Below are 23,393 nucleotides of genomic sequence, written 5' to 3'. Positions count from 1 at the left end.
CCCAAAAGAGTTCGAGCGAGAGCAAGGCGGCAACTGCGCGAATCCCCGGGTGCGTAGTCTACTACGTGACCGGGGTGAGCAAAGGCAGCCAACGCGTTATCGCTTGAAAGCTGAAGGGCATATCAACCGTAGCGGCCAGTAATATAATCTTCAGTTTGCTTCTTCGCGGGCTTGGTAAACAGATCGTCCGTGTTACTGAATTCAATCAGCTCGCCAAGATACATAAATGCCGTATGGTCTGAACAACGCGCAGCCTGCTGCATGTTGTGGGTAACGATAACGACGGTGTAATCCTGTTTCAGCTCGGTGATCAGCTCTTCAATGCGCCCGGTGGAGATCGGGTCCAGCGCTGAACACGGCTCATCAAGCAGCAACACTTCCGGGCGGATCGCGATACCGCGGGCGATGCACAGACGCTGCTGCTGGCCACCGGAGAGCGAATAGCCGCTCTGGTGCAGTTTATCTTTGGTTTCGTTCCATAACGCGGCCTTGGTCAACGCCCACTGCACGCGCTCGTCCATATCCGCACGGGACAGCTTTTCAAACAGGCGCACACCGAAGGCGATATTGTCATAGATCGACATCGGGAACGGCGTCGGCTTCTGGAAAACCATGCCTACTTTCGCCCGCAGCAGCGCAATATCCTGAGTATTGGTCAGAATATTGTCGCCATCCAGCAGGATCTCGCCTTCGGCGCGCTGCTCCGGATACAGCTGGAACATTTTGTTAAAGGTACGCAGCAGCGTTGATTTACCACAGCCTGACGGACCGATAAACGCCGTAACCTGGTTTTTGGTGATATCCAGGTTAATGTTTTTCAGGGCATGGAATTTTCCGTAGTAGAAGTTCAGGTTACGAACTGAAAGTTTACCCGGGGTCGCATTCACCATACTCATCAATCTCTTCCTCATTCGGCGCCGCATTTCGCCGCGCCGCAAAAATTAACCGTGTTTATTCTTCGCGAAAATAACGCGCGCCAGAATGTTCAGCAGCAATACGCACAGGGTGATAATCAATACCCCGGCCCATGCCAGTTGCTGCCACTCCGCGAACGGACTCATGGCAAATTTGAAAATGGTCACCGGCAGGTTGGCGATCGGCTGCATCATATCGGTGCTCCAGAACTGGTTGGAGAGCGCGGTAAACAGCAGCGGTGCCGTTTCCCCGGCGATACGTGCGATAGCCAGCAAGATCCCGGTCATGATGCCGGATACCGAGGCCTTCAGCGTGATCGCGGAAATCATTTTCCACTTCGGCGTCCCCAGCGCATACGCGGCTTCACGCAGGCTATCCGGCACCAGTTTCAGCATGTTTTCGGTGGTACGAATAACAATAGGAACCTGCAACAGCGCCAGCGCAATCACGCCGGCCCAGCCGGAAAAGTGCTGCATCTGCGCGACCACGATGGTGTAGACAAACAGCCCCACCACGATAGACGGTGCGGAAAGCAGAATGTCGTTAATAAAACGAATCACTTCCGCCAGAACCGACTTACGGCCATATTCCGCCAGGTAAATCCCCGCCATGATGCCCAGCGGCGTACCAAAAATCGTCGACCACAGGATCAGCAGGCCGCTGCCCGCCAGGGCGTTTGCCAGACCACCGCCTGCGGTGTTCGGCGGCGGCGTCATTTCGGTAAACAGCGCCAGGCTCATGCCATCAAAACCACGGGTGATGGTGGCCATCAGGATCCAGATAAGCCAGAACAGACCGAAGGCCATGGTGCCCATAGAAAGCGTCAGGGCGATGCGGTTTTTCAACCGACGTTTGGCCTGCATCTTACGGCGGGATTCCGCCAGCTCTGCAGTAGTTTGCAATTCGATCGTCGCCATTAACGAGCTCCCTCATTCTTCGCCAGACGCATCACCATGAACTTCGATGCGGCCAGAACAATAAAGGTAATCACGAACAGGATCAGCCCCAGCTCCATCAGCGCTGCCACGTGCAGGCCGCTTTCAGCTTCGGCAAACTCATTCGCCAGTGCGGAGGTAATACTGTTGCCCGGCATATACAGCGACGCGCTATCCAGCTGGTAGGTGTTGCCGATGATAAAGGTCACCGCCATGGTTTCCCCCAGCGCACGTCCCAGACCCAGCATCACCCCGCCAATAACCCCGTTCTTGGTAAAAGGCAGCACGATGCGCCAGATAACTTCCCAGGTGGTGCAGCCGATACCATAGGCCGACTCTTTCATCATGACCGGCGTCTGTTCGAACACATCACGCATCACCGCCGCAATGTACGGGATGATCATGATGGCGAGGATCACGCCAGCGGCCAGAATACCGATACCAAACGCCGGACCGGCAAACAGGGCGCCAACAAACGGGATCGTCGACAGTACGTTGCCGACCGGCTCCTGGAAGTACTTCGCAAACAGCGGGGCAAAGATAAACAGGCCCCACATGCCATAAACAATACTCGGGATAGCCGCCAGCAGTTCAATCGCGATACCAAGAGGACGCTTCAGCCAGGCAGGAGAAAGTTCGGTCAGGAACAGCGCGATACCAAAACTCACCGGGACGGCAATCAGTAACGCAATAAACGAGGTCACCAGCGTCCCGTAGATGGGCACCAGCGCACCGAAGATTTCGTTTGGCGCATCCCACTCTTTGGTCCACAAAAAGGAAAAACCAAACTTCTGAATGCTTGGCCAGGAAGAAATAATGAGGGAAACGATGATGCCGCCCAGCATCAATAGCACAATCAGCGCCGCCAGTTTGACCAGCACGCTGAAAATTATGTCACCCTTTTTCCCCGGAGGGTTAAATGCCGGCTTGGTTGCAGCCATAAGTTACTCTTTCTGTTTGGGCCTGGAGGCGCGCATTTTACCGTGCCTCCAGGCTAACGTAATGCTATACCCTAAATAATTCGAGTTGCAGCCAATGCAGCTGCGGCTCGAAGTGTGACGGGTATTTAGTACAGCGCTTTACCGCTGCTGTCTTTCACGTTGGTTTTCCATGCAGAACGAACCTGCTCAACCACGCTTTCCGGCAGCGTTGCGTAATCCAGGGCGTTAGCTTCTTTACCGCCATTTTTGTACGCCCAGTCGAAGAACTTCAGCACTTCTGCTGTCTGCTCTGGTTTGGTGGTCGCTTTGTGTACCAGGATAAAGGTCGTTGAGGTGATCGGCCATGCATTCTCACCGTTCTGGTTGGTCAGATCCTGTGCGAAGGATTTGCTCCAATCGATACCTTTTGCGGCGTTAGCAAAGTTATCTTCGGTCGGGCTAACCGGCTTGCCATCTGCGGAGAGCAGCTTGGTATAAGCCAGATTGTTCTGCTTAGCGTAAGCGTATTCAACGTAGCCAATGGAGCCCGGCAGACGCTGAACGAAAGCCGCGATACCGTCGTTGCCTTTACCGCCCAGACCGGTCGGCCAGTTAACGGTAGAGCCCGCGCCAATCTTAGATTTCCACTCTTCGTTCACTTTTGACAGGTAGCTGGTGAACACGAAGGAAGTACCGGAACCGTCAGCGCGACGCACGACAGCAATGTTCTGCGCAGGCAGTTTCATACCTGGGTTGAGTTTAGCGATCGCTTCATCATCCCACTTCTTAATTTTGCCGAGGTAGATATTGCCCAGCGTTTTACCGTCCAGAACCAGCTCGCCAGACTTCACGCCCGGCAGGTTGATCGCCAGCACCACGCCGCCGATCACGGTCGGGAACTGGAACAGGCCTTCCTGCGCCAGCTTGTCATCAGACAGAGGAGCATCAGAAGCACCGAAATCAACGGTGTTAGCAATAATCTGTTTTACACCACCGGAAGAGCCGATCCCCTGGTAGTTCACTTTATTGCTGGTTTCTTTCTGATAGGTATCAGCCCATTTGGCATACACCGGAGCAGGGAAAGTTGCGCCCGCGCCAGTCAGACTTGCTGCTGCAAAAGCAGAGAAAGCGCTCATCGATAAGGTCGCGGCGACAACTGTTGCGACGGTGGTACGCATAACGTTCATAATGTCTCCTGCTGGGTTCGTAAATTGTTGTTTCAAGGCTATGGTGAGCAAAATAGGACAAAGAGGTGACAGTAAAATGTACGAATTATTACAGTTTTATGACACCCAAAAAGATGGCGATCGCGGAAAAATAAAAACAATATAAATCATAATGTTAATTTCTTTCGTGACCGAAACATTGCAGGAAAATTTTCTTTTTATGACACTTAAGATCGTAGTCGAAGATGACGGTTTGTCATAAACCAGCGCCCGGGCATTTTTTTTCAGGGCGATGAAAAAATCGCTGGAAGGGATAAAAAAGGGCCGCCGAATGGCAGCCCTTGTCACGACAGGTGTTGTTTTATTCTACGGTGACCGATTTCGCCAGGTTACGCGGCTGGTCAACGTCGGTGCCTTTAATCAGCGCGACGTGGTACGCCAGCAGCTGCAGCGGCACGGTGTAGAAGATCGGCGCAATCACCTCTTCCACATGCGGCATTTCGATGATGTGCATGTTGTCGCTGCTGTTGAACCCGGCCTCGCCGTCGGCGAAGACGTACAGCTGACCCCCACGGGCGCGAACTTCCTCAATGTTGGATTTCAGTTTTTCCAGCAGTTCGTTGTTCGGTGCCACCACAATCACCGGCATTTCAGCATCAATCAGTGCCAGAGGCCCGTGTTTCAGCTCGCCTGCCGCGTAGGCTTCCGCGTGGATGTAAGAGATCTCTTTCAGCTTCAGCGCCCCTTCCAGTGCGATCGGGTACTGATCGCCACGGCCGAGGAACAGCGCATGGTGCTTATCAGAGAAGTTCTCGGCCAGCGCTTCAATACGCTTATCCTGAGACAGCATCTGCTCAATACGGTTTGGCAGAGCCTGCAGACCATGCACAATATCGTGCTCAATCGCCGCATCCTGGCCTTTGAGGCGCGCCAGTTTTGCCACCAGCAGCAGCAGCACGGTCAGTTGAGTGGTGAAAGCCTTGGTCGAGGCAACGCCAATCTCGGTGCCCGCTTTGGTCATTAACGACAAATCGGACTCACGCACCAGCGAAGAGCCGGCAACGTTACAAATCGCCAGTGAACCGAGGTAGCCCAGCTCTTTTGACAAACGCAGAGCGGCCAGAGTATCAGCCGTCTCACCGGACTGAGAGAGGGTGATCATCAGGCTGTTGCGGCGCACCGCTGATTTGCGATAGCGGAATTCAGAGGCGATTTCTACGTCACAAGGAACGCCAGCCAGCGCTTCAAACCAGTAGCGAGAAACCATACCGGAGTTGTACGAGGTCCCGCAGGCGACGATCTGGATATGCTCAACCTGAGACAGCATCTCGTTGGCATTGGCTCCCAGCTCGCTGAGATCCACTTCACCATGGCTGATACGCCCGGAGAGCGTGTTTTTAATAGCGTTTGGCTGCTCGTAAATCTCTTTCTGCATGTAGTGGCGATAGATACCTTTATCACCGGCGTCATATTGCAGGTTGGATTCGATATCCGGGCGTTTCACTTCCGCGCCTGATTTATCGAAGATCACAACGGAACGACGCGTGACTTCAGCGATATCGCCCTCTTCAAGGAAGATAAAGCGGCGAGTCACCGGCAGCAGCGCCAGCTGATCGGACGCGATGAAGTTTTCCCCCATCCCCAGACCGATAACCAGCGGGCTACCAGAACGGGCAGCCAGCAACGTCGCCGGATCGCGGGTATCCATAATCACCGTGCCGTAAGCACCGCGCAGCTGAGGGATAGTGCGCAGCACCGCTTCGCGCAGCGTACCGCCTTGTTCCAGCTCCCAATGCACCAGGTGAGCAATCACCTCGGTGTCGGTCTCTGAGACAAAGACATAGCCGCGGGACTGCAGCAGTTCTCGCAGCGGTTCGTGGTTTTCGATGATGCCGTTATGGACCACCACAATGTGTTCAGAAACATGCGGGTGCGCGTTGCCTTCTGACGGTTCGCCGTGCGTCGCCCAGCGGGTATGGGCAATCCCGGTACCGCCGTGTAACGGCTGCTCTTCGACTGCCTGAGCCAGCATCTGGACTTTACCAAGGCGACGAACGCGGGACATATGTCCTTCGTTATCAACCACTGCCAGACCGGCAGAGTCATAGCCACGGTATTCCAGACGACGTAAACCTTCGAGAAGGATTTCAGCAATATCACGCTGCGCGACTGCGCCAACAATTCCACACATAGTTAAATTTCCTGATAATGGCGTTATGCCATGCGTTGTCGCCGACCTGTATAACTCTCGTCTTTCACGCTGTGACTGCGTTGGCTGCACGTGCTCGCCATCGTCACTTACTCAAGTAAGCTCCCATGGACTCTCACGCTTGCCGCCTTGTCACAACACGACATTCTTTGAGTCATGCCCTTTTCGGGCGCCCCGAGCCTTGTAGAGAGTGGGGTTATTTTTATGGTACTGCCTGCGGACGGGGAACTATGTTGTTCCTCTCATCCTGATTCGCCGGACTATTTTCATACCCGGCGACAATCCAAAAATTACTTTTTCTTCACCGGACGTTGCCAGCCCTGTTTATGGACCTGCGGCACGCGGCTTAACACCAGTTCGTTATCGGCAATGTCGCGCGTCACCGTGGTACCGGCGGCGATGGTCACGCCATTTCCTACCGTCACCGGCGCCACCAGCTGTGTGTCGGAACCGACAAACACATCGTCGCCGATGATGGTTTTAAACTTATTGGCACCATCGTAGTTACAGGTAATGGTACCGGCGCCGATATTAACGTTATCGCCAATCTCCGCATCACCCAGATAGCTAAGATGACCGGCTTTCGATCCCTTGCCCAGACGCGCTTTTTTCATTTCGACGAAGTTGCCAACATGGGCACCTTCCAGCAGTTCAGCACCTGGACGCAGACGCGCGAACGGTCCGATGGTGCAGGCGGCATGCAGATGAGCGTCTTCCACCACCGAATAGGGGCTGATCTCGCAGTCATCATCAATGCGGCTGTTTTTAATGATGCAGCCGGTGCCGATCTTCACGCGTTCGCCGAGAACAACGTTACCTTCCAGAATAACGTTAGTATCAATCTCAACATCGCGCCCGTGTGTCAGCGTTCCGCGCAGATCAAAACGTGCCGGATCGCGCAGCATCACGCCCGCTAACAGCAATTTTTCCGCTTGTTCAGACTGGTAGACGCGTTCCAGACGGGAGAGCTGCAGGCGGTTGTTCACCCCTTCCACTTCGCTCAAACGCTGCGGATGTACGGCAACGATTTCCCGGCCTTCCTGATAGGCCATAGCGATAATGTCGGTGATGTAGTATTCACCCTGCACGTTGTTATTGGTCAGCTTCGCCAGCCAACGTTTTAGGTCCGCCCCGCCGGCGATCAAAATCCCGGTATTGATTTCCTGAATTTGACGCTGTTCATCGCTGGCATCTTTGTGCTCAACAATGCCGGTGACCTGGCCGTTTTCACGCGTGATGCGCCCGTAGCCGCTCGGATCGTCCAGCTTGACCGTCAGCAGGCCAATGCCGCCCTGCGGTTTGGCCGCACGCAGACGCTGGAGCGTATCGACAGAGATCAGCGGCACATCGCCATACAGCATCATGATGTCTTCATCATCACGGAAGAACGGCGCCGCCTGCTGCATCGCATGACCAGTACCGAGCTGTTCGGCCTGTAAGACCCAGTTGAGATTGTCTTCATGCAGCGTCTGACGCAGCAGATCGCCGCCGTGCCCGTACACCAGATGTACGGCGGTGGCGCCTAAATCTTTAGTAGCATCAATAACATGTTGCACCATTGGCTTCCCGGCCAGGGAGTGCAGCACCTTAGGAAGATCGGAATACATGCGGGTCCCTTTGCCTGCGGCAAGGATAACCACGCTCATCGCACTGTTTGACATACGCATCCTGACAGCTGTTAGAACGAAAAGTAAAAGCCTTTCACGTTGAAATATCTACATATTTTTCATCATGAAACGAGACGAGGAGAAAACGCCCTGGCTCAACGATATACACCATTTTATGGCGCTATTTTTCACCACTGCAAATGAGTTTATCTCCTAAAAAACATAATAAAGGAGATAAAAGGCTGCTATCTCACTGCTTTTCTTGTTTTTTCGATGAATGAATAAAGCTCACGTTAAAAAATAAAACGATATTTCAATATTCACTTATTGTGACGCGGTAAATAGAAACGCTATTTCATTATCATGATAATGCTGGTCAATATTTACCCTGGAGCAAAAAATGAATAACAAAATACCTTTGGCATTAGCCCTTTGCAGCACAATTATCGCATTGCCGCTGCAGGCTGACGAGCAACATCTCTGGCGAGGCATCGCGTTTGGTCAATCGACTGACGTTAATTTTTCTTCTAACGTGCTGACAGATAAAATCGGCGTCAACGATGTGACCATCGCGGGAAAAAAGCTGACCCCACAAGATGTTGCCGATCTCAGCGCGCCGGTCACCATTGAAAGCCGTGGCGGAAAAATTGCCAACTCACACGATGGCCTGACCTTCTTTTATACCGAGCTACCGTCAGGCGAGAACTTTGTCCTGCAGGCAACGGTGAAGGTCGATCAGTTTGGCCCGGAAAACGGCGCCCTGCCGGCGGCACAGGAAGGGGCCGGCCTGCTGGTGCGTGATGTCATCGGCAATCCGCGTCACCAGCCTTTAATGGTTGGTTACGAAGAGTTTCCGGCAGCCTCCAATATGGTCATGAACGCCATCATGACGCAGGATAAAAAAGATCATGACCGCGTGAAGCTGCAGGCTATCACTCGTGACGGGATTACCCAGCCATGGGGGAACGCAGGCTCTTCTATCAATAAGCTGAGTTATAAAGAAAACGTTGATGTGAAGCAGACGCCTGAATTCCAGCTGCGACTGGAACGCACCAACGAGGGGTTTATTACGTCGTGGGCGCCGGTCGGCAGCGATGCCTGGGTTAGCCAAAACGTACCGCATGCCGATCTGGTTACCCGACAGGATAAAGATAACTACTATGTCGGCTTTTTTGCATCACGTAACGCGAAGATAACCGTCAGTAACGCCTCCCTGGTGACCTCTCCCGCCCAAACTGTGGTCTCTAAACCGTATGTTGCCAAAGCCTGGCCGGCGGTCATGCAAATTGCGTCAGGGGCCACCAGCCAACGTGCCGATTATGTGCTGCAGGTCCGGGCAAATTACGATGGTGACTTTACCGTCCGTCAGGACGAAATCACCATCGGGCAAAACAAAAAGGTCAAAGCGGGTGAGATGCTGACCCAACCTGCGACGCTCAAAGAGAAGAGTACCTTTGAGATTGATTTTACCCCCGCCGGTGGCCAAAAGCCCGTGACGCAACGTGTGACGGTTGAGCACAACCCGCGCATTTCAGGCAACACGCTGTACGTCGCGCCTCAGGGGAAGGCTGATGCTAAAGGGACGGCAGATTCTCCGCTCGATCTCTCCACCGCCGTGGAACTGCTGCCGCCAGGAGGCAAGATTGTGTTAGCCGCCGGAGACTACCCGCAAACGGTCATTCCGCTGCAGGCCAGTGGACTGAAAGACAGCAGTAAGACGCTGCAGGCCGACGGTAAAGCCGTTATTCACGGTCTGTTACTGGATGCGAGCTACTGGCATATCAACGGGATCTCGGTCACCGATAAAAGCCTGCGTATCCAGGGGAGCCATAACCTGATCGAAAACGTCACCGCTTACCAAAACGATGATACCGGGATCCAGATTTCCTCTCCGGATAAGATCGGTCGCCCGCTGTGGGCCAGCTATAACCGGGTCATTAATTCAGAATCCTTCAATAATGCCGATCCCGGTAAGATTAACGCCGATGGTTTTGCGGTCAAAATGCGGGTCGGGGAAGGGAACCGTCTGGAAGGGTGCTACGCACACGACAATATCGACGATGGCTTCGACCTGTTCAACAAGATTGAAGACGGCGCCAACGGCGTTGTGGTGATCGAGAATTCAATTGCGCAGAACAACACCAGCAACGGGTTCAAGCTCGGCGGGGAAGGGCAACCGGTGGCGCACGAGGTGCGTAACAGCATTGCGATTGGCAACCATCTGGACGGGTTCACCGATAATTTCAACCCCGGCAAGCTGGTGGTGGTCAATAACGTGGCGGTCGATAACCAGCGCTTTAACTATATTTTCCGCCCGAGTCCTTATGGTAAGCCCGACACTCAGGGCCACTTCAGCGACAACCTGTCGCTGCGTAGCCAGCCGGGGAAATATGATGACGCCGTCGTCGGCAACATCGAGGCAAACAACTACTTCATTCGTGACGGTAAAAGCGTAGACGCGGAAGGAAAAACCATTCAGAGCGCCGATTATGAAACCCTGGCGCTGCCGGACCCGCTGCTGCGCCGCGATGACGGGAGCTTTGCTACCGGGGACTTCCTCAGCCGCAACTAGTCTGTCGCGTTTTCTGGAAGACCACAAACACAAAGGTCGCCCTCAGGCGACCTTTTTTCTTTTCTGCTTTACACCGCATGTGTTGTCGTTTTAGTTAGCGGGACAGCGCAAATGCAGTCTGGAAAGTTTTATTCTCAGTTGTTGAAAGTACCAAAGGTAACGTTCATAGCACTGAAGAAAGCGACGATTTTATTGATCAGTTTCATGATGACTTCCTGGATAGCGATTAATTTTGATGGGTTATTTTTGTGACTCACATCACAAAACCAAGTCTACGCCTCATTTTTTAATCGATCAACAAAAATGAGACATTCATCACAAAAATATTGAACTCGCTTTTTAGTTTCATCTTTTCTGAAACGGAACCATAAAAAAAACCAGCCTGGAAACCAGACTGGCTTTTTAACTTTCAAGCCGGTGTTACATCGCTTTTTTGGTCAACTCGATAACGCGCAGTTTGGCGATCGCTTTGGCCAGTTCCGCAGACGCCTGAGCGTAATCTACGTCGCCGTGAGAGCTATTGATATGCTCTTCGGCTTTACGCTTCGATTCCAGGGCTCGCGCTTCGTCGAGATCCTGGCCACGAATTGCCGTATCAGCCAGAACGGTCGTGCTACCAGGCTGCACTTCAAGAATGCCGCCAGACAGGTAGATAAACTCTTCATGACCGTGCTGTTTAACGATGCGAATCATACCAGGCTTAATGGCGGTGAGCAGCGGTGCGTGACCCGGGTAAATACCCAGTTCACCTTCACTACCCGTTACCTGGATTTTTTCGACCAGACCAGAGAACATTTGTTTCTCTGCGCTGACGACGTCCAGGTGGTAAGTCATTGCCATATCACCCTCCGATTAAGGCGTTAAAGTTTTTTGGCTTTTTCTACGGCTTCGTCGATAGAACCGACCATGTAGAACGCCTGCTCTGGCAGGTGATCGTATTCGCCTTCCATGATGCCTTTAAAGCCACGGATCGTGTCTTTCAGGGAGACGTATTTGCCCGGAGAACCGGTAAATACTTCTGCCACGAAGAACGGCTGGGACAGGAAGCGCTGAATTTTACGAGCGCGAGCTACCACCAGTTTATCTTCTTCAGACAGCTCATCCATACCCAGGATCGCGATGATGTCTTTCAGTTCCTGATAACGCTGCAGCAGGGACTGTACGCCACGCGCGGTGTCGTAGTGTTCCTGACCAACAACCAGCGGATCCAGCTGACGGCTGGTGGAGTCCAGCGGGTCAACGGCCGGGTAGATACCCAGAGACGCGATCTGACGGCTCAGTACCACGGTTGCATCTAAGTGAGCAAAGGTGGTGGCTGGGGATGGGTCAGTCAAGTCATCCGCAGGTACGTATACTGCCTGTACGGAAGTGATAGAACCGGTTTTGGTGGAGGTGATACGTTCCTGCAGAACGCCCATCTCTTCCGCCAGCGTCGGCTGATAACCTACCGCAGAAGGCATACGACCCAGCAGTGCAGATACTTCTGTACCGGCCAGGGTATAACGATAGATGTTATCGACGAACAGCAGAACGTCACGACCTTCGTCACGGAATTTCTCAGCCATGGTCAGGCCGGTCAGTGCAACGCGCAGACGGTTTCCCGGCGGCTCGTTCATCTGGCCGTAAACCAGGGATACTTTATCCAGAACGTTGGAGTCGGTCATTTCGTGGTAGAAGTCGTTACCCTCACGAGTACGCTCACCAACACCAGCAAACACGGAGTAACCGGAGTGTTCGATCGCGATGTTACGGATCAGCTCCATCATGTTTACGGTTTTACCAACACCCGCACCACCGAACAGACCGACTTTACCGCCCTTCGCGAACGGACACATCAGGTCGATAACTTTGATGCCGGTTTCCAGCAGTTCCTGAGAGCTGGAGAGCTCTTCATAGGAAGGTGCTGCACGGTGAATCGCCCAACGTTCTTCTTCGCCGATGTCGCCTTTCATATCGATCGGCTGACCCAGCACGTTCATGATACGACCCAGCGTTGCTTTACCAACCGGGACTTCGATCGGGTGCTCAAGGTCTTTAACTTCCAGACCACGACGCAGACCGTCGGAAGAACCCATGGCGATAGCACGTACGATACCACCACCGAGCTGCTGCTGAACTTCCAGCACCAGGCTCTCATTACCATTTTGTACCTCAAGAGCATCGTACACGCGCGGTACGGCATCCTGAGGGAATTCGACGTCAACCACGGCGCCGATTACCTGGACAATTTTTCCAGTAGCCATCTTGAATCCTCTACGAATTAACCTGGTTATACCGCGGATGCACCACCGACGATTTCGGTGAGTTCCTGAGTAATGCTGGCCTGACGAGCTTTGTTGTATACCAACTGCAGCTCTTTAATCAGGCTGCCGCCATTATCGGTTGCGGCTTTCATCGCCACCATACGTGCGGCCTGCTCGCTGGCCAGGTTTTCTACCACGCCCTGATAAACCTGGGACTCGACATAACGACGCAGGAGGGTATCCAGCAGCGCTTTCGGGTCTGGTTCATACAGATAATCCCAGGATTTACGCTTCAGATCAGCATCATCTGATGCCGGTAACGGCAGCAGCTGAGTGATAGTCGGTGTCTGGGACATGGTATTAATAAATTTGTTGCTGACAACGTACAGCTTGTCCAGACGGCCTTCATCATAGGCCTGCAACATCACTTTTACCGGACCGATCAGTTCGGACAGGGACGGGTTATCACCCATGCCGGTCACCTGGGCGACAATATTGCCACCTACGGAACTAAAGAAAGAGACGCCTTTAGAGCCGATCATTGCGATATCGCTCTGAACGCCTTTATCGGACCATACTTTCATATCTGCCAGCACTTTCTTGAACAGGTTAATGTTCAAGCCACCGCACAGACCACGGTCGGTTGACACCACCAGGTAGCCCACGCGTTTAACGTCGCGTTCTTCCAGGTAAGGGTGCTTATATTCCAGATTACCGTTTGCAAGGTGACCAATCACTTTGCGCATGGTTTCTGCATAAGGACGGCTGGCCGCCATGCGCTCCTGCGATTTACGCATTTTGGAAGCGGCGACCATTTCCATCGCTTTAGTGATCTTTTGCGTGTTCTGGACGCTTGCGATCTTACTACGTATCTCTTTTGCGCCGGCCATGAACTTCTCCTCAATGCCTTGCGGCCTGCCCTAAGGCAAGCCGCCAGACTTTACCAGGACTGGGTTGCTTTAAAGGAGTCGAGGATGCTTTTCAGCTTGCCTTCGATCTCGTCGTTATAGCCACCGGTCTGGTTAATCTCTTGCATCAGCGGAGCGTGGTCACGGTCAACGTAAGCCAGCAGAGCGGCTTCGAAACTACCGATTTTCGCCAGTTCCACATCTTCGAGGTAACCACGTTCAGCAGCAAACAGGACCAGGCCCTGCTGTGCTACAGACATCGGAGCATACTGTTTCTGTTTCAGCAGCTCGGTTACTTTCTGACCATGGCTCAGCTGTTTACGGGTTGCTTCATCCAGATCGGATGCGAACTGAGAGAACGCAGCCAGTTCACGATACTGTGCCAGCGCGGTACGGATACCACCGGACAGTTTCTTGATGATCTTGGTCTGAGCAGCACCACCAACACGGGATACGGAGATACCCGGGTTAACCGCAGGACGAATACCAGAGTTAAACAGGTTGGTTTCCAGGAAGATCTGACCATCGGTAATGGAAATTACGTTGGTCGGAACGAACGCAGAAACGTCACCCGCCTGGGTTTCGATAATCGGCAGTGCAGTCAGGGAGCCGGTTTTACCTTTAACTTCACCATTGGTGAATTTCTCAACGTACTCAGCGTTAACGCGGGATGCGCGCTCCAGCAGACGGGAGTGGAGGTAGAAAACGTCGCCCGGGAATGCTTCACGTCCTGGCGGACGACGGAGCAGCAGGGAAACCTGACGATAAGCAACAGCCTGTTTAGACAGGTCATCGTATACGATCAGCGCATCTTCACCGCGGTCACGGAAGTATTCGCCCATTGCGCAACCGGCATACGGCGCCAGGTATTGCAGTGCAGCAGACTCGGAAGCGGTCGCAACAACAACGATAGTGTTGGACAGCGCGCCGTGCTCTTCCAGTTTACGAACCACGTTAGAAATAGTGGATGCTTTCTGGCCGATAGCGACGTAGACGCATTTGATACCGGAATCGCGCTGGTTGATGATCGCATCGATTGCCATCGCGGTTTTACCGGTCTGACGGTCACCGATGATCAGCTCACGCTGGCCACGACCGATTGGAATCATCGCATCGACAGATTTATAACCGGTTTGTACCGGCTGGTCGACGGACTGACGTTCAATAACGCCTGGTGCGATAACTTCGATTGGCGAGAAGCCATCGTTATCAACCGGACCTTTACCGTCGATTGGTGCACCCAGGGTGTTCACCACGCGACCCAGCAGGCCACGGCCTACCGGAACTTCAAGGATACGGCCAGTACATTTGACTTTCATGCCTTCGGCAAGGTCAGCGTACGGACCCATCACAACTGCACCAACGGAGTCGCGCTCCAGGTTCAGTGCGATAGCGTAACGGTTACCCGGCAGAGAGATCATTTCACCCTGCATACAATCGGCCAGGCCGTGGATGCGGATAACACCGTCACTGACGGAAACAATCGTACCTTCGTTGTGAGCCTCGCTCACAACATTGAACTGAGCAATGCGCTGCTTGATCAGTTCGCTGATTTCGGTGGAATTCAGTTGCATGCTCCAGTCCCCTTAAGACTGCAAGACGTCTGCCAGGCGATCAAGACGGCCGCGTACGCTACCATCAATGACCATATCACCCGCACGGATGATAACACCTGCCATAACAGACTTATCGATTTTGCAATTCAGCTTAACTTTGCGTGACAGACGTTTTTCCATCGCGCCGACGATCTTCGCAAGCTGTTCTTCACTCAGCTGGGAGGCAGAAATAACATCTACCTCTGCGGTTGCCTCACTGGCAGCGCGCAGGTGAATGAACTGCTCGAGAACATCCGGGAGCACCTTAAGACGACCATTTTCTGCCATAACCCGAATCAGGTTCTGGCCATTTTCGTCCAGTTGCTCACCGCAGACCGCAATGAACGCTTCAGAGAGCGTTTCCGGCGCCAGAGCACCGGACAGAAGCTCTGCCATTTGTTCGTTTTTGGTCACTTCAGCGGCAAACGCCAGCATATCCTGCCAGCGTTCAACACTTTTGTGTTCGACGGCAAAGTCAAAAGCTGCTTTGGCGTAGGGGCGAGCTACCGTTACAAATTCAGACATCAGCCCCTCCCTCCTTACAGTTCAGCGACAAGTTTGTCCACGATGTCGCTGTTAGCAGCTTCATCCACGGAACGTTCGATGATCTTCTCGGCGCCAGCAACAGCCAGGATAGCGACCTGCTTACGCAGCTCCTCACGAGCACGTTTACGTTCGGCATCGATTTCAGCCTGCGCCTGTGCGACGATTTTGGTGCGTTCCTGTTCTGCTTCAGCTTTAGCTTCGTCCAGCATCTGAGAGCGACGCTTGTTCGCCTGCTCGATGATGACCTGGGCTTCCGCCTTCGCTTTTTTCAGCTGGTCGGTCGCGTTGGCCTGTGCAAGGTCCAAATCTTTCTTAGCGCGTTCTGCAGAAGCCAAACCGTCAGAAATCTCTTTCTGGCGCTTTTCGATGGCAGCCATTAAAGGCGGCCATACGTACTTCATGCAGAACCATACGAAAAGAACAAACGCGATGGCCTGGCCGAGGATTGTTGCGTTCATGTTCACAGCACAATACCTCTTAAATTAACTCTGTGGCTTAGGTTTCTTTCGAACAACTTACTACGCGACAGCAAACATCACGTACAGACCCAGACCTACAGCGATCATCGGGATAGCATCCACCAGACCCATAACGATAAAGAACTGAGTACGCAGCAGAGGAATCAGATCCGGTTGACGCGCTGCGCCTTCCAGGAATTTGCCCCCGAGGATGCCGATACCGATCGCAGCACCGATCGCCGCCAGACCCATCATCACAGCGGCAGCCATGTACAGCAGATCCATATTCAGGTTTTCCATGACAGTCTCCAGTTTGTTTCAGTAAAAACGTAGTATGTTGGTAAAAATCAATGCTCTTCAGACGCCATCGACAGATAGACAATCGTCAGAACCATGAAGATGAAGGCTTGCAGCGTAATAATCAGGATGTGGAAAATGGCCCATGGCACATTCAGAATCCACTGTGACCACCACGGCAACAGACCAGCAATCAGAATGAAAATCAGCTCACCGGCATACATGTTGCCGAACAGTCGCAGACCAAGTGATACCGGTTTGGACAGCAGGCTTACCCCTTCAAGGATTAAGTTGACAGGAATGAACGCCCAGTGATTGAACGGCTGCAGTGTCAGTTCTTTAACGAACCCACCCACGCCTTTCATTTTGATGCTGTAGAAAAGAATCAGGATAAACACGCCAAGTGCCATCGACAGGGTGATGTTCACGTCAGCAGACGGAACGACACGCAGTGCAGGCAGGCCGAAAATGTGCTCACCGATGTAAGGAATCAGGTCGATTGGCAGCAGGTCCATCAGGTTCATCAGGAATACCCAGACAAACACGGTGAGGGCCAGCGGAGCAATCAGCTTGCTCTTGCCATGATACATATCTTTGACGCTGCCATGGACGAAGCCAATGGTCATCTCAACGGCCGTCTGGAGCTTACCAGGAACACCGCTGGTCGCTTTTTTAGCAACGCTACGGAAAATGGTAAGGAACAACAGACCGAGCACCACTGAGAAGAACATGGAGTCAATGTTGAGCGTCCAGAAGGTGGCCGGGGGGTTGTGCGGATCCACCAGCGAGAAAGTACGCAGGTCCAACTGAAGGTTGTTCAGATGGTGACCTATGTATTCCTGCGGCGTCATATTTTCTGCAGCCATGATGCCTTTTACCCTTTGTTGTTAATTACAGCTGGTGCCAGAATTTGTACCACCAGCACCAAAACCCACGTCACTATCAGCGGCATGAATACCACTTTGAAAACGGCCAGCGCCATCGCGAGGAGGGCAAAGGTCAGCAACACCTTGAATGCTTCACCGAAGGCGAAGGTCCAGGCCACACGGCCTTTAGATGGTGTATGCGCCTGATGACGCCAGGCAAAAATCATAAAAAACATGTTTGGCAAAACAACCGCCAAACCTCCGCATACTGCGGAGATGCCCCAGAAGGGGTCTTTTAGGCTGAACAGCAGTCCACTTGCTATTACTGCCAGTAACTGAATAAACAGAAGCTTACGAGCAACGTTTCGACTCAAGAGCGACACAGACATCACGTTTTTACTCCTGCTCCCTTTGAGGTATGTCGCGTGTCGTATAAAACGTCCTTTAAGACGAAGAGTCAAGCATCAAAAAGCGGACAAATTATACGGTGACGCCCCGTGATTTCAAACAATAAGTAGCAAAATAGTGAATAAATGTTTAATTATTTTCTGACTGGCAACTTTTCCTGCATTTTACCAATCTGTGAGCGATCATACGAAACTGCAAATACTGAGAAAACACAGAAAACAAAGCGTGCGACAGATCACATATTAAACATTTTTGGCTTAATCGAATTAATTCTGTTCATAAATTGTCTGATTTCATCGTTTTGATATTAAAGACAAAAAATAGCGACAATTTATAAAACAACCCTATATACAATAAAAACTACTCATTGACATTTATAATAAAAATTTAACATTCGTATGCTTTGTCAGCGCCTGTATTTTTAGCACGCTGATATTTTCAGTGTTGACTATATTATCTGTTAACAAATTGCCAAGGTTAACGACTGGATAACCCTTAGTAAAAACATGGTTAAAAAGAGTCCGATATCCGCGCGTACTGACGTCCATTTTTGTAACACGCGGCAGACTTTTTTTTTCACATTTTTTGATAAAATTTAAATCTTTTTTGGTTTAATAAGCACCAAATGGCGCTCCCCTTCCAGCTGCGGAACCTGCAGTTCAATCACCTCGCTGACCACATATCCTTCCGGAAGATTGGCCATTTCCTCTTCCTGAGCAACGCCTTTAAGCGCGTAGAAAGCGCCCTCTTCCGTCGGCAGGTGGTGACACCAGCTCACCATGTCATTGAGTGAAGCAAAGGCACGGCTGATGACGCCATCAAACGGCGGCTCTGCCGGAAACGCTTCCACGCGGCTTTGTACCGGCTCGATGTTATCCAGTTTTAGCTCATGCTGAACCTGGCGAAGAAAGCGTACACGCTTGCCAAGGCTGTCCAGCAGCGTGAAGTGCGACTGCGGGCAGACGATAGCCAGAGGGATCCCCGGCAGACCCGGTCCTGTTCCGACATCGATAAAGCGGCTGCCTTTCAGGTGCGGCGCAACGACAATGCTATCGAGAATATGGCGTACCAACATTTCGTTCGGATCGCGAACGGAAGTCAGGTTATAGGCCTTGTTCCACTTATCCAGCAGTCCAACATACCCTACCAGCTGATTTTTCTGGTGATCGGAGAGCGAAATGCCAGCTTCTGCAAGCAGATGAGAAAGTTTGTTAAGCACTGTTGATACCTGTCTGAATAATTTGCCCGGTGCGCTAACGCTAACCGGGCATACAAGCTTGTGAGGCGGGTTAGCCATGCACCACCCGCCGGAAGACAATGAAATAGATTATGCGCTGCGGCGCAGCATGCCCTGTTTTTTCAGCCAGATCAGCAAAATGGAGATCGCCGCAGGGGTCACGCCTGAAATACGGGTAGCCTGGCCGATCGAAGACGGCTTGTGATCGTTTAGCTTGGCAATGACTTCATTCGACAGCCCAATCACCTGGCGGTAATCAAGGGTCGCCGGCAGTATCGTATTCTCATTACGCTGCTGCCTTTCGATCTCTTCCTGCTGGCGCGCAATATAGCCTTCGTATTTGACCTGAATCTCAACCTGCTCTGCGGCCTGCGTATCTCCCAGGCCCGGCGCGAATGGTGGCAGCTGGACCAGTTGCTCGTAGGTCATTTCCGGACGACGGAGTAAATCTTCACCGCTGGCTTCGCGAGAAAGCGGCGCGCTCAGATGCGCGTTAACGGCTTCAACGCTGTCTGCTGCCGGGTAAACCCAGGTCGATTTCAGGCGCTGACGTTCAAGCTCAATGCTTTCCAGCTTCTGATTGAAACGCGCCCAGCGTTCATCATCGACCAGACCCAGCTCACGCCCCTGTTCGGTCAGGCGCAGATCGGCATTATCCTCGCGCAGCATCAGACGATACTCCGCGCGGGAGGTAAACATGCGGTACGGTTCTTTGGTACCGAGCGTGCACAGGTCGTCGACCAGTACACCCAGGTAAGCTTCAGAACGCGCTGGCGCCCAACCCTCTTTTTCTGCAGAGAAGCGACCGGCGTTGAGGCCAGCAAGCAGACCTTGGGCAGCGGCTTCTTCGTATCCGGTAGTCCCGTTGATCTGACCGGCAAAGAACAGGCCGTGGATATATTTACTTTCCAGCGTCGGCTTCAGATCGCGAGGATCGAAGAAGTCGTACTCAATAGCGTAGCCTGGGCGAACGATTTTGGCGTTCTCCATGCCTTGCATCGAGCGAACAATCTGCATTTGTACATCGAATGGCAGGCTGGTGGAGATGCCGTTCGGATAAATTTCGTTTGAGGTCAGCCCTTCCGGCTCGAGGAAGATCTGATGCTGGTTGCGATCGGCAAAGCGCATCACTTTGTCTTCGATCGACGGGCAATAGCGTGGACCGATCCCTTCAATCACCCCGGCGTACATCGGGCTGCGATCGAGGTTATTGCGGATCACGTCATGGGTTTTCTCGTTGGTATACGTGATGTAGCACGGAACCTGACGCGGATGCTGATCCGCAGAGCCCATGAACGAGAAGACCGGCATTGGGTTATCGCCATGCTGTGGTGCCAGAACGCTGAAGTCGATAGTGCGGGCGTCAATACGCGGCGGCGTCCCGGTTTTCAGACGGCTAACGCGCAGCGGCAGTTCACGCAAGCGACGAGAGAGCGGGATAGACGGCGGATCGCCTGCACGGCCACCGCTGTAGTTATCCAGGCCAATGTGGATCTTGCCGTCGAGGAACGTCCCTACGGTCAGGACCACCGCTTTGGCGCGGAATTTCAGGCCCATCTGGGTCACTGCGCCGACAACGCGATCGTTTTCGACAATCAGATCTTCAACCGCCTGCTGGAAGATCATCAGGTTTGGCTGGTTTTCCAGGGCCGTGCGAACCGCCTGGCGATAGAGTACACGGTCAGCCTGTGCTCGGGTGGCACGTACCGCCGGGCCTTTGCTGGCGTTTAGTATCCTAAACTGAATGCCTGCCTGGTCGATCGCTTTCGCCATCAGGCCGCCAAGTGCATCCACTTCTTTTACCAGGTGTCCTTTCCCAATGCCGCCAATCGCCGGATTGCAGCTCATCTGCCCCAGCGTGTCGATATTGTGTGTCAAAAGCAGGGTTTGTTGACCCATTCGCGCTGCGGCCATCGCGGCCTCAGTGCCTGCATGACCCCCGCCAATGATGATGACGTCAAAAGGATCCTGATAAAACATGGTGGTATGCCTCGCATAAAGCGGTTTGAAAATGGATTGAAGCCCGGGCCGTGGATTCTACTCAACTTTAGTCGATCGAGAAAGCTCCGGGATCTTGAGTATTAAAAAGAAGATCTTTTATTTAGAGATCTGTTTTATTGTGATCTCTTATTAGGATCGAGCTTGTCTGTGGATAAACCGGATCCAGACTTTAAGATCAACCGGTTAAGAAGGATCACTATCTGTGAATGATCGGTGATCCTGTTCCGTATAAGCTGGGATCAAAATGAAGGGTTATGCACAGCCCAAAAAGCGAGCAAGGGTTATTCTTTGGATAACTACCGGTTGATCAGAGCTTTTAAGCAGAGTTATACACAGAAAAACGGACGATCTTTACAAAACTCAGAGTAAATCTTTCCAGGATCCGACCCAAATCTCTGCCGGATCTTCCGGAATTTCATGTTCCAGCACATTTATCTTCAGCGTTTCGCCGATCTGTTTTGCGCCGCATGCTTTCAGCGCGCTGTCGATCTTGTCGATGGCTCCGCAGAAGGTGTCATATTCCCGGCTGCCAATACCAATGGCGCCAAAACGCACGGCAGACAGGTCTGCGCGTTGTTCCTGAATAGCTTCAAAGAACGGCAGCAGGTTATCAGGGATATCACCTGCACCATGAGTAGAGGAGATAACTAGCCAGATCCCTTCAGCCTGCAGATCCTCGATCAACGGACCGTGCTGGATTTCGGTGCTGTAGCCCGCCTCTTCCAGCTTTTCAGCCAGATGCTCCGCTACATATTCCGCACTGCCCAGGGTACTGCCGCTGATAAGCGTAATGTCTGCCATGATCGTCTGCTCAATTATTCAGAGTGGCACATTGTACGCTGTGTGTGAGCTGGGATCTACCTGTGGAAAATGTGGGATTAAAAAAGCCCGATCACGGGCGGATGGTCCGCATGATCGGGTTCTGCAGGGAGATCAGCGTCTCGGTGGACTGAATTTCATCGATTGTTTGGATCTTGTTGATAAGTACCTGTTGCAGGGCATCGATCGAGCGGCACATCACCTTGATAAAGATGCTGTAGTGCCCGGTGGTGTAGTAGGCCTCGGTGACCTCGTCGAGGCTTTCGAGTCTGGCCAGCGCGGAAGGATAGTCTTTGGCGCTTTTCAAAATAATGCCGATAAAGCAGCAGACGTCGTAGCCGAGCTGTTTAGGATTCACGTCGATGCGTGCGCCGGTAATGATCCCCGCCTGTTTCATCTTCTCTACGCGCACATGGATGGTGCCGGGGCTGACGCCAAACTGTTTGGCCAGTTCCGCGTACGCCGTGCGCGCATTGGCCATTAATGCCTCAAGGATGCCGCGGTCCAGATTGTCGATCTGATAATTTTCCATAGTTTTTTCTTATGATGTTTAATGATTCTTTCTATATTAGCCTGATATTTTAATGAATCAAAAGTGAACCCGGCTTTTTGTTGTTTGATTATTGAATTGGTGGCCTGTTTTGTTGCTTAATCAATACCAACAGGACGCAGGAGTTAAAAAAAATGAAAACCGCATACATCGCAAAACAACGCCAGATTAGTTTCGTTAAGTCGCACTTTTCCCGCCAGCTGGAAGAGAAGCTTGGTCTGATTGAAGTCCAGGCACCTATTTTAAGCCGCGTGGGAGACGGGACTCAGGACAACCTCTCTGGTAGCGAGAAAGCGGTTCAGGTTAAAGTGAAAACACTGCCAGACGCTCAGTTCGAAGTGGTTCATTCGCTGGCGAAATGGAAACGTCAAACCCTGGGACAACACGACTTCAGCGCGGGCGAAGGGCTCTACACGCACATGAAAGCCCTTCGCCCCGATGAAGACCGACTGACCGCCATTCACTCTGTTTACGTCGACCAGTGGGACTGGGAACGCGTGATGGGGGATGGTGAGCGCCACGTCGGGACATTGAAATCGACCGTAGAGGCGATCTACGCCGGGATCAAAGCGACCGAAGCCGCGGCATGTAAAGAGTTTGGGCTGGCACCGTTCCTGCCAGAGCAGATTCAGTTTGTTCATAGCCAGGAGCTGCTGAGCCGCTATCCAGGCCTCGATGCCAAAGGGCGTGAGCGGGCGATTGCCAAAGAGCTGGGTGCCGTATTCCTTATTGGTATTGGCGGAAAGCTTTCTGATGGTCAGCGTCACGATGTTCGTGCGCCGGATTATGATGACTGGAGCACCTCAGCCGATGAAGGCTTGAGCGGCCTGAATGGCGATATTCTGGTGTGGAACCCGGTTCTGGAAGACGCGTTCGAGATCTCTTCCATGGGGATCCGCGTGGATGCTGATGCACTGAAACGCCAGCTGGCGATCACCGGTGATGAAGATCGCCTGAAGCTGGAGTGGCACCAGGCGCTGCTGCGCGGTGAGATGCCGCAGACGATCGGCGGCGGTATTGGCCAGTCTCGTCTGACCATGTTGCTGCTGCAGCTTGACCATATTGGCCAGGTACAGTGCGGCGTATGGCCAGCTCAGGTTCGTGAGAGCGTGGACGCGCTTCTTTAATAGAGCGTCGCCAG

Annotated in this window: 21 protein-coding genes; 2 read left to right on the top strand and 19 right to left on the bottom strand. The window is 52.6% G+C overall.

Annotated features, from left to right (window positions below; all coding sequences use genetic code 11):
• Positions 1-122: 122 nt before the first annotated feature.
• The 6 genes from pstB to glmU form a co-directional block, all read right to left on the bottom strand.
• Positions 123-896 (bottom strand): phosphate ABC transporter ATP-binding protein PstB, encoded by a 774-nt coding sequence (gene pstB, locus EDF82_RS18470; protein WP_123756978.1) that lies wholly within the window; start codon positions 894-896, stop codon positions 123-125.
• A gap of 45 nt (positions 897-941) precedes the next feature.
• Positions 942-1,832, bottom strand: a complete 891-nt coding sequence (gene pstA, locus EDF82_RS18465) for a phosphate ABC transporter permease PstA (protein ID WP_123756977.1) — start codon at positions 1,830-1,832, stop codon at positions 942-944.
• On the bottom strand, positions 1,832-2,791 hold the full coding sequence (gene pstC / locus EDF82_RS18460) for a phosphate ABC transporter permease PstC (RefSeq protein WP_123756976.1): 960 nt from the start codon (positions 2,789-2,791) through the stop codon (positions 1,832-1,834). Before pstC ends, pstA begins: the two co-directional genes overlap by 1 nt.
• 125 nt (positions 2,792-2,916) lie before the next feature.
• Positions 2,917-3,957 (bottom strand): phosphate ABC transporter substrate-binding protein PstS, encoded by a 1,041-nt coding sequence (gene pstS, locus EDF82_RS18455; protein ID WP_123756975.1) that lies wholly within the window; start codon positions 3,955-3,957, stop codon positions 2,917-2,919.
• Between the two features lie 340 nt (positions 3,958-4,297).
• Positions 4,298-6,127, bottom strand: a complete 1,830-nt coding sequence (glmS, locus tag EDF82_RS18450) for a glutamine--fructose-6-phosphate transaminase (isomerizing) (protein WP_123756974.1) — start codon at positions 6,125-6,127, stop codon at positions 4,298-4,300.
• Positions 6,128-6,435: 308 nt separating this feature from the next.
• Positions 6,436-7,806 (bottom strand): bifunctional UDP-N-acetylglucosamine diphosphorylase/glucosamine-1-phosphate N-acetyltransferase GlmU, encoded by a 1,371-nt coding sequence (gene glmU / locus EDF82_RS18445; RefSeq protein ID WP_123756973.1) that lies wholly within the window; start codon positions 7,804-7,806, stop codon positions 6,436-6,438.
• A 346-nt stretch (positions 7,807-8,152) separates the two neighbouring features.
• On the opposite strand from glmU, the gene EDF82_RS18440 reads away from it, so the two are divergent.
• Positions 8,153-10,324 carry a right-handed parallel beta-helix repeat-containing protein gene (locus tag EDF82_RS18440; RefSeq protein ID WP_123756972.1) on the top strand — a complete coding sequence of 724 codons (2,172 nt, stop codon included), beginning with the start codon at positions 8,153-8,155 and terminating at the stop codon, positions 10,322-10,324.
• A 420-nt stretch (positions 10,325-10,744) separates the two neighbouring features.
• Here the strand turns inward: EDF82_RS18440 and EDF82_RS18435 are convergent, their stop codons facing one another.
• From EDF82_RS18435 to asnC, 13 genes are all read right to left on the bottom strand, one after another.
• The gene (locus tag EDF82_RS18435; protein WP_123756971.1) at positions 10,745-11,164 is read right to left on the bottom strand and encodes a F0F1 ATP synthase subunit epsilon; all 420 of its coding nucleotides are present in this window, start codon (positions 11,162-11,164) and stop codon (positions 10,745-10,747) included.
• A gap of 20 nt (positions 11,165-11,184) precedes the next feature.
• A complete protein-coding gene (gene atpD, locus EDF82_RS18430; protein ID WP_004869217.1) occupies positions 11,185-12,567 on the bottom strand; it encodes a F0F1 ATP synthase subunit beta in 1,383 nt (460 codons plus the stop codon).
• 26 nt (positions 12,568-12,593) lie between these two features.
• Positions 12,594-13,457, bottom strand: coding sequence for a F0F1 ATP synthase subunit gamma (gene atpG, locus EDF82_RS18425; protein WP_123756970.1), 864 nt, complete (start codon positions 13,455-13,457; stop codon positions 12,594-12,596).
• A 50-nt stretch (positions 13,458-13,507) separates the two neighbouring features.
• Positions 13,508-15,049 (bottom strand): F0F1 ATP synthase subunit alpha, encoded by a 1,542-nt coding sequence (atpA, locus tag EDF82_RS18420; protein ID WP_123756969.1) that lies wholly within the window; start codon positions 15,047-15,049, stop codon positions 13,508-13,510.
• 12 nt (positions 15,050-15,061) lie between these two features.
• On the bottom strand, positions 15,062-15,595 hold the full coding sequence (atpH, locus tag EDF82_RS18415) for a F0F1 ATP synthase subunit delta (protein ID WP_123756968.1): 534 nt from the start codon (positions 15,593-15,595) through the stop codon (positions 15,062-15,064).
• Between the two features lie 14 nt (positions 15,596-15,609).
• Positions 15,610-16,080: a F0F1 ATP synthase subunit B gene (gene atpF, locus EDF82_RS18410; RefSeq protein WP_004869221.1), complete on the bottom strand. Its 471-nt coding sequence runs from the start codon at positions 16,078-16,080 to the stop codon at positions 15,610-15,612.
• A gap of 54 nt (positions 16,081-16,134) precedes the next feature.
• Positions 16,135-16,374 (bottom strand): F0F1 ATP synthase subunit C, encoded by a 240-nt coding sequence (atpE, locus tag EDF82_RS18405; protein ID WP_000429386.1) that lies wholly within the window; start codon positions 16,372-16,374, stop codon positions 16,135-16,137.
• A 47-nt stretch (positions 16,375-16,421) separates the two neighbouring features.
• Positions 16,422-17,237, bottom strand: coding sequence for a F0F1 ATP synthase subunit A (gene atpB, locus EDF82_RS18400; protein ID WP_123756967.1), 816 nt, complete (start codon positions 17,235-17,237; stop codon positions 16,422-16,424).
• Positions 17,238-17,245: 8 nt separating this feature from the next.
• Complete coding sequence (atpI, locus tag EDF82_RS18395) at positions 17,246-17,626, bottom strand: F0F1 ATP synthase subunit I (RefSeq protein WP_123756966.1); 381 nt, start codon at positions 17,624-17,626, stop codon at positions 17,246-17,248.
• Positions 17,627-18,240: 614 nt separating this feature from the next.
• Entirely contained in the window at positions 18,241-18,864 is a 624-nt protein-coding gene (gene rsmG / locus EDF82_RS18390; protein WP_123756965.1) for a 16S rRNA (guanine(527)-N(7))-methyltransferase RsmG, read from the bottom strand.
• Positions 18,865-18,972: 108 nt separating this feature from the next.
• Positions 18,973-20,862 (bottom strand): tRNA uridine-5-carboxymethylaminomethyl(34) synthesis enzyme MnmG, encoded by a 1,890-nt coding sequence (gene mnmG, locus EDF82_RS18385; protein WP_123756964.1) that lies wholly within the window; start codon positions 20,860-20,862, stop codon positions 18,973-18,975.
• Between the two features lie 381 nt (positions 20,863-21,243).
• Positions 21,244-21,684 (bottom strand): FMN-binding protein MioC, encoded by a 441-nt coding sequence (gene mioC / locus EDF82_RS18375; protein ID WP_123756963.1) that lies wholly within the window; start codon positions 21,682-21,684, stop codon positions 21,244-21,246.
• Positions 21,685-21,775: 91 nt separating this feature from the next.
• Entirely contained in the window at positions 21,776-22,234 is a 459-nt protein-coding gene (gene asnC / locus EDF82_RS18370) for a transcriptional regulator AsnC (protein ID WP_045853727.1), read from the bottom strand.
• Positions 22,235-22,386: 152 nt separating this feature from the next.
• On the opposite strand from asnC, the gene asnA reads away from it, so the two are divergent.
• Positions 22,387-23,379, top strand: a complete 993-nt coding sequence (asnA, locus tag EDF82_RS18365; protein ID WP_123756962.1) for an aspartate--ammonia ligase — start codon at positions 22,387-22,389, stop codon at positions 23,377-23,379.
• The last annotated feature ends 14 nt before the right edge of the window (positions 23,380-23,393 follow it).

Source organism: Klebsiella sp. BIGb0399 (assembly GCF_003752615.1).
In the GTDB taxonomy this organism is placed as follows: domain Bacteria; phylum Pseudomonadota; class Gammaproteobacteria; order Enterobacterales; family Enterobacteriaceae; genus Klebsiella; species Klebsiella lignicola.
This window is presented reverse-complemented; position numbering and strand designations above follow the sequence as displayed.

What these genes read in the sequence shown, in the direction of transcription:
- pstB (WP_123756978.1), bottom strand. Translation starts at nt 896, where the DNA reads ATGAGTATGGTGAATGCGACCCCGGGTAAACTTTCAGTTCGTAACCTG.
- pstA (WP_123756977.1), bottom strand. Translation starts at nt 1,832, where the DNA reads ATGGCGACGATCGAATTGCAAACTACTGCAGAGCTGGCGGAATCCCGC.
- pstC (WP_123756976.1), bottom strand. Translation starts at nt 2,791, where the DNA reads ATGGCTGCAACCAAGCCGGCATTTAACCCTCCGGGGAAAAAGGGTGAC.
- pstS (WP_123756975.1), bottom strand. Translation starts at nt 3,957, where the DNA reads ATGAACGTTATGCGTACCACCGTCGCAACAGTTGTCGCCGCGACCTTA.
- glmS (WP_123756974.1), bottom strand. Translation starts at nt 6,127, where the DNA reads ATGTGTGGAATTGTTGGCGCAGTCGCGCAGCGTGATATTGCTGAAATC.
- glmU (WP_123756973.1), bottom strand. Translation starts at nt 7,806, where the DNA reads ATGTCAAACAGTGCGATGAGCGTGGTTATCCTTGCCGCAGGCAAAGGG.
- EDF82_RS18440 (WP_123756972.1), top strand. Translation starts at nt 8,153, where the DNA reads ATGAATAACAAAATACCTTTGGCATTAGCCCTTTGCAGCACAATTATC.
- EDF82_RS18435 (WP_123756971.1), bottom strand. Translation starts at nt 11,164, where the DNA reads ATGGCAATGACTTACCACCTGGACGTCGTCAGCGCAGAGAAACAAATG.
- atpD (WP_004869217.1), bottom strand. Translation starts at nt 12,567, where the DNA reads ATGGCTACTGGAAAAATTGTCCAGGTAATCGGCGCCGTGGTTGACGTC.
- atpG (WP_123756970.1), bottom strand. Translation starts at nt 13,457, where the DNA reads ATGGCCGGCGCAAAAGAGATACGTAGTAAGATCGCAAGCGTCCAGAAC.
- atpA (WP_123756969.1), bottom strand. Translation starts at nt 15,049, where the DNA reads ATGCAACTGAATTCCACCGAAATCAGCGAACTGATCAAGCAGCGCATT.
- atpH (WP_123756968.1), bottom strand. Translation starts at nt 15,595, where the DNA reads ATGTCTGAATTTGTAACGGTAGCTCGCCCCTACGCCAAAGCAGCTTTT.
- atpE (WP_000429386.1), bottom strand. Translation starts at nt 16,374, where the DNA reads ATGGAAAACCTGAATATGGATCTGCTGTACATGGCTGCCGCTGTGATG.
- atpB (WP_123756967.1), bottom strand. Translation starts at nt 17,237, where the DNA reads ATGGCTGCAGAAAATATGACGCCGCAGGAATACATAGGTCACCATCTG.
- atpI (WP_123756966.1), bottom strand. Translation starts at nt 17,626, where the DNA reads ATGTCTGTGTCGCTCTTGAGTCGAAACGTTGCTCGTAAGCTTCTGTTT.
- mnmG (WP_123756964.1), bottom strand. Translation starts at nt 20,862, where the DNA reads ATGTTTTATCAGGATCCTTTTGACGTCATCATCATTGGCGGGGGTCAT.
- mioC (WP_123756963.1), bottom strand. Translation starts at nt 21,684, where the DNA reads ATGGCAGACATTACGCTTATCAGCGGCAGTACCCTGGGCAGTGCGGAA.
- asnC (WP_045853727.1), bottom strand. Translation starts at nt 22,234, where the DNA reads ATGGAAAATTATCAGATCGACAATCTGGACCGCGGCATCCTTGAGGCA.
- asnA (WP_123756962.1), top strand. Translation starts at nt 22,387, where the DNA reads ATGAAAACCGCATACATCGCAAAACAACGCCAGATTAGTTTCGTTAAG.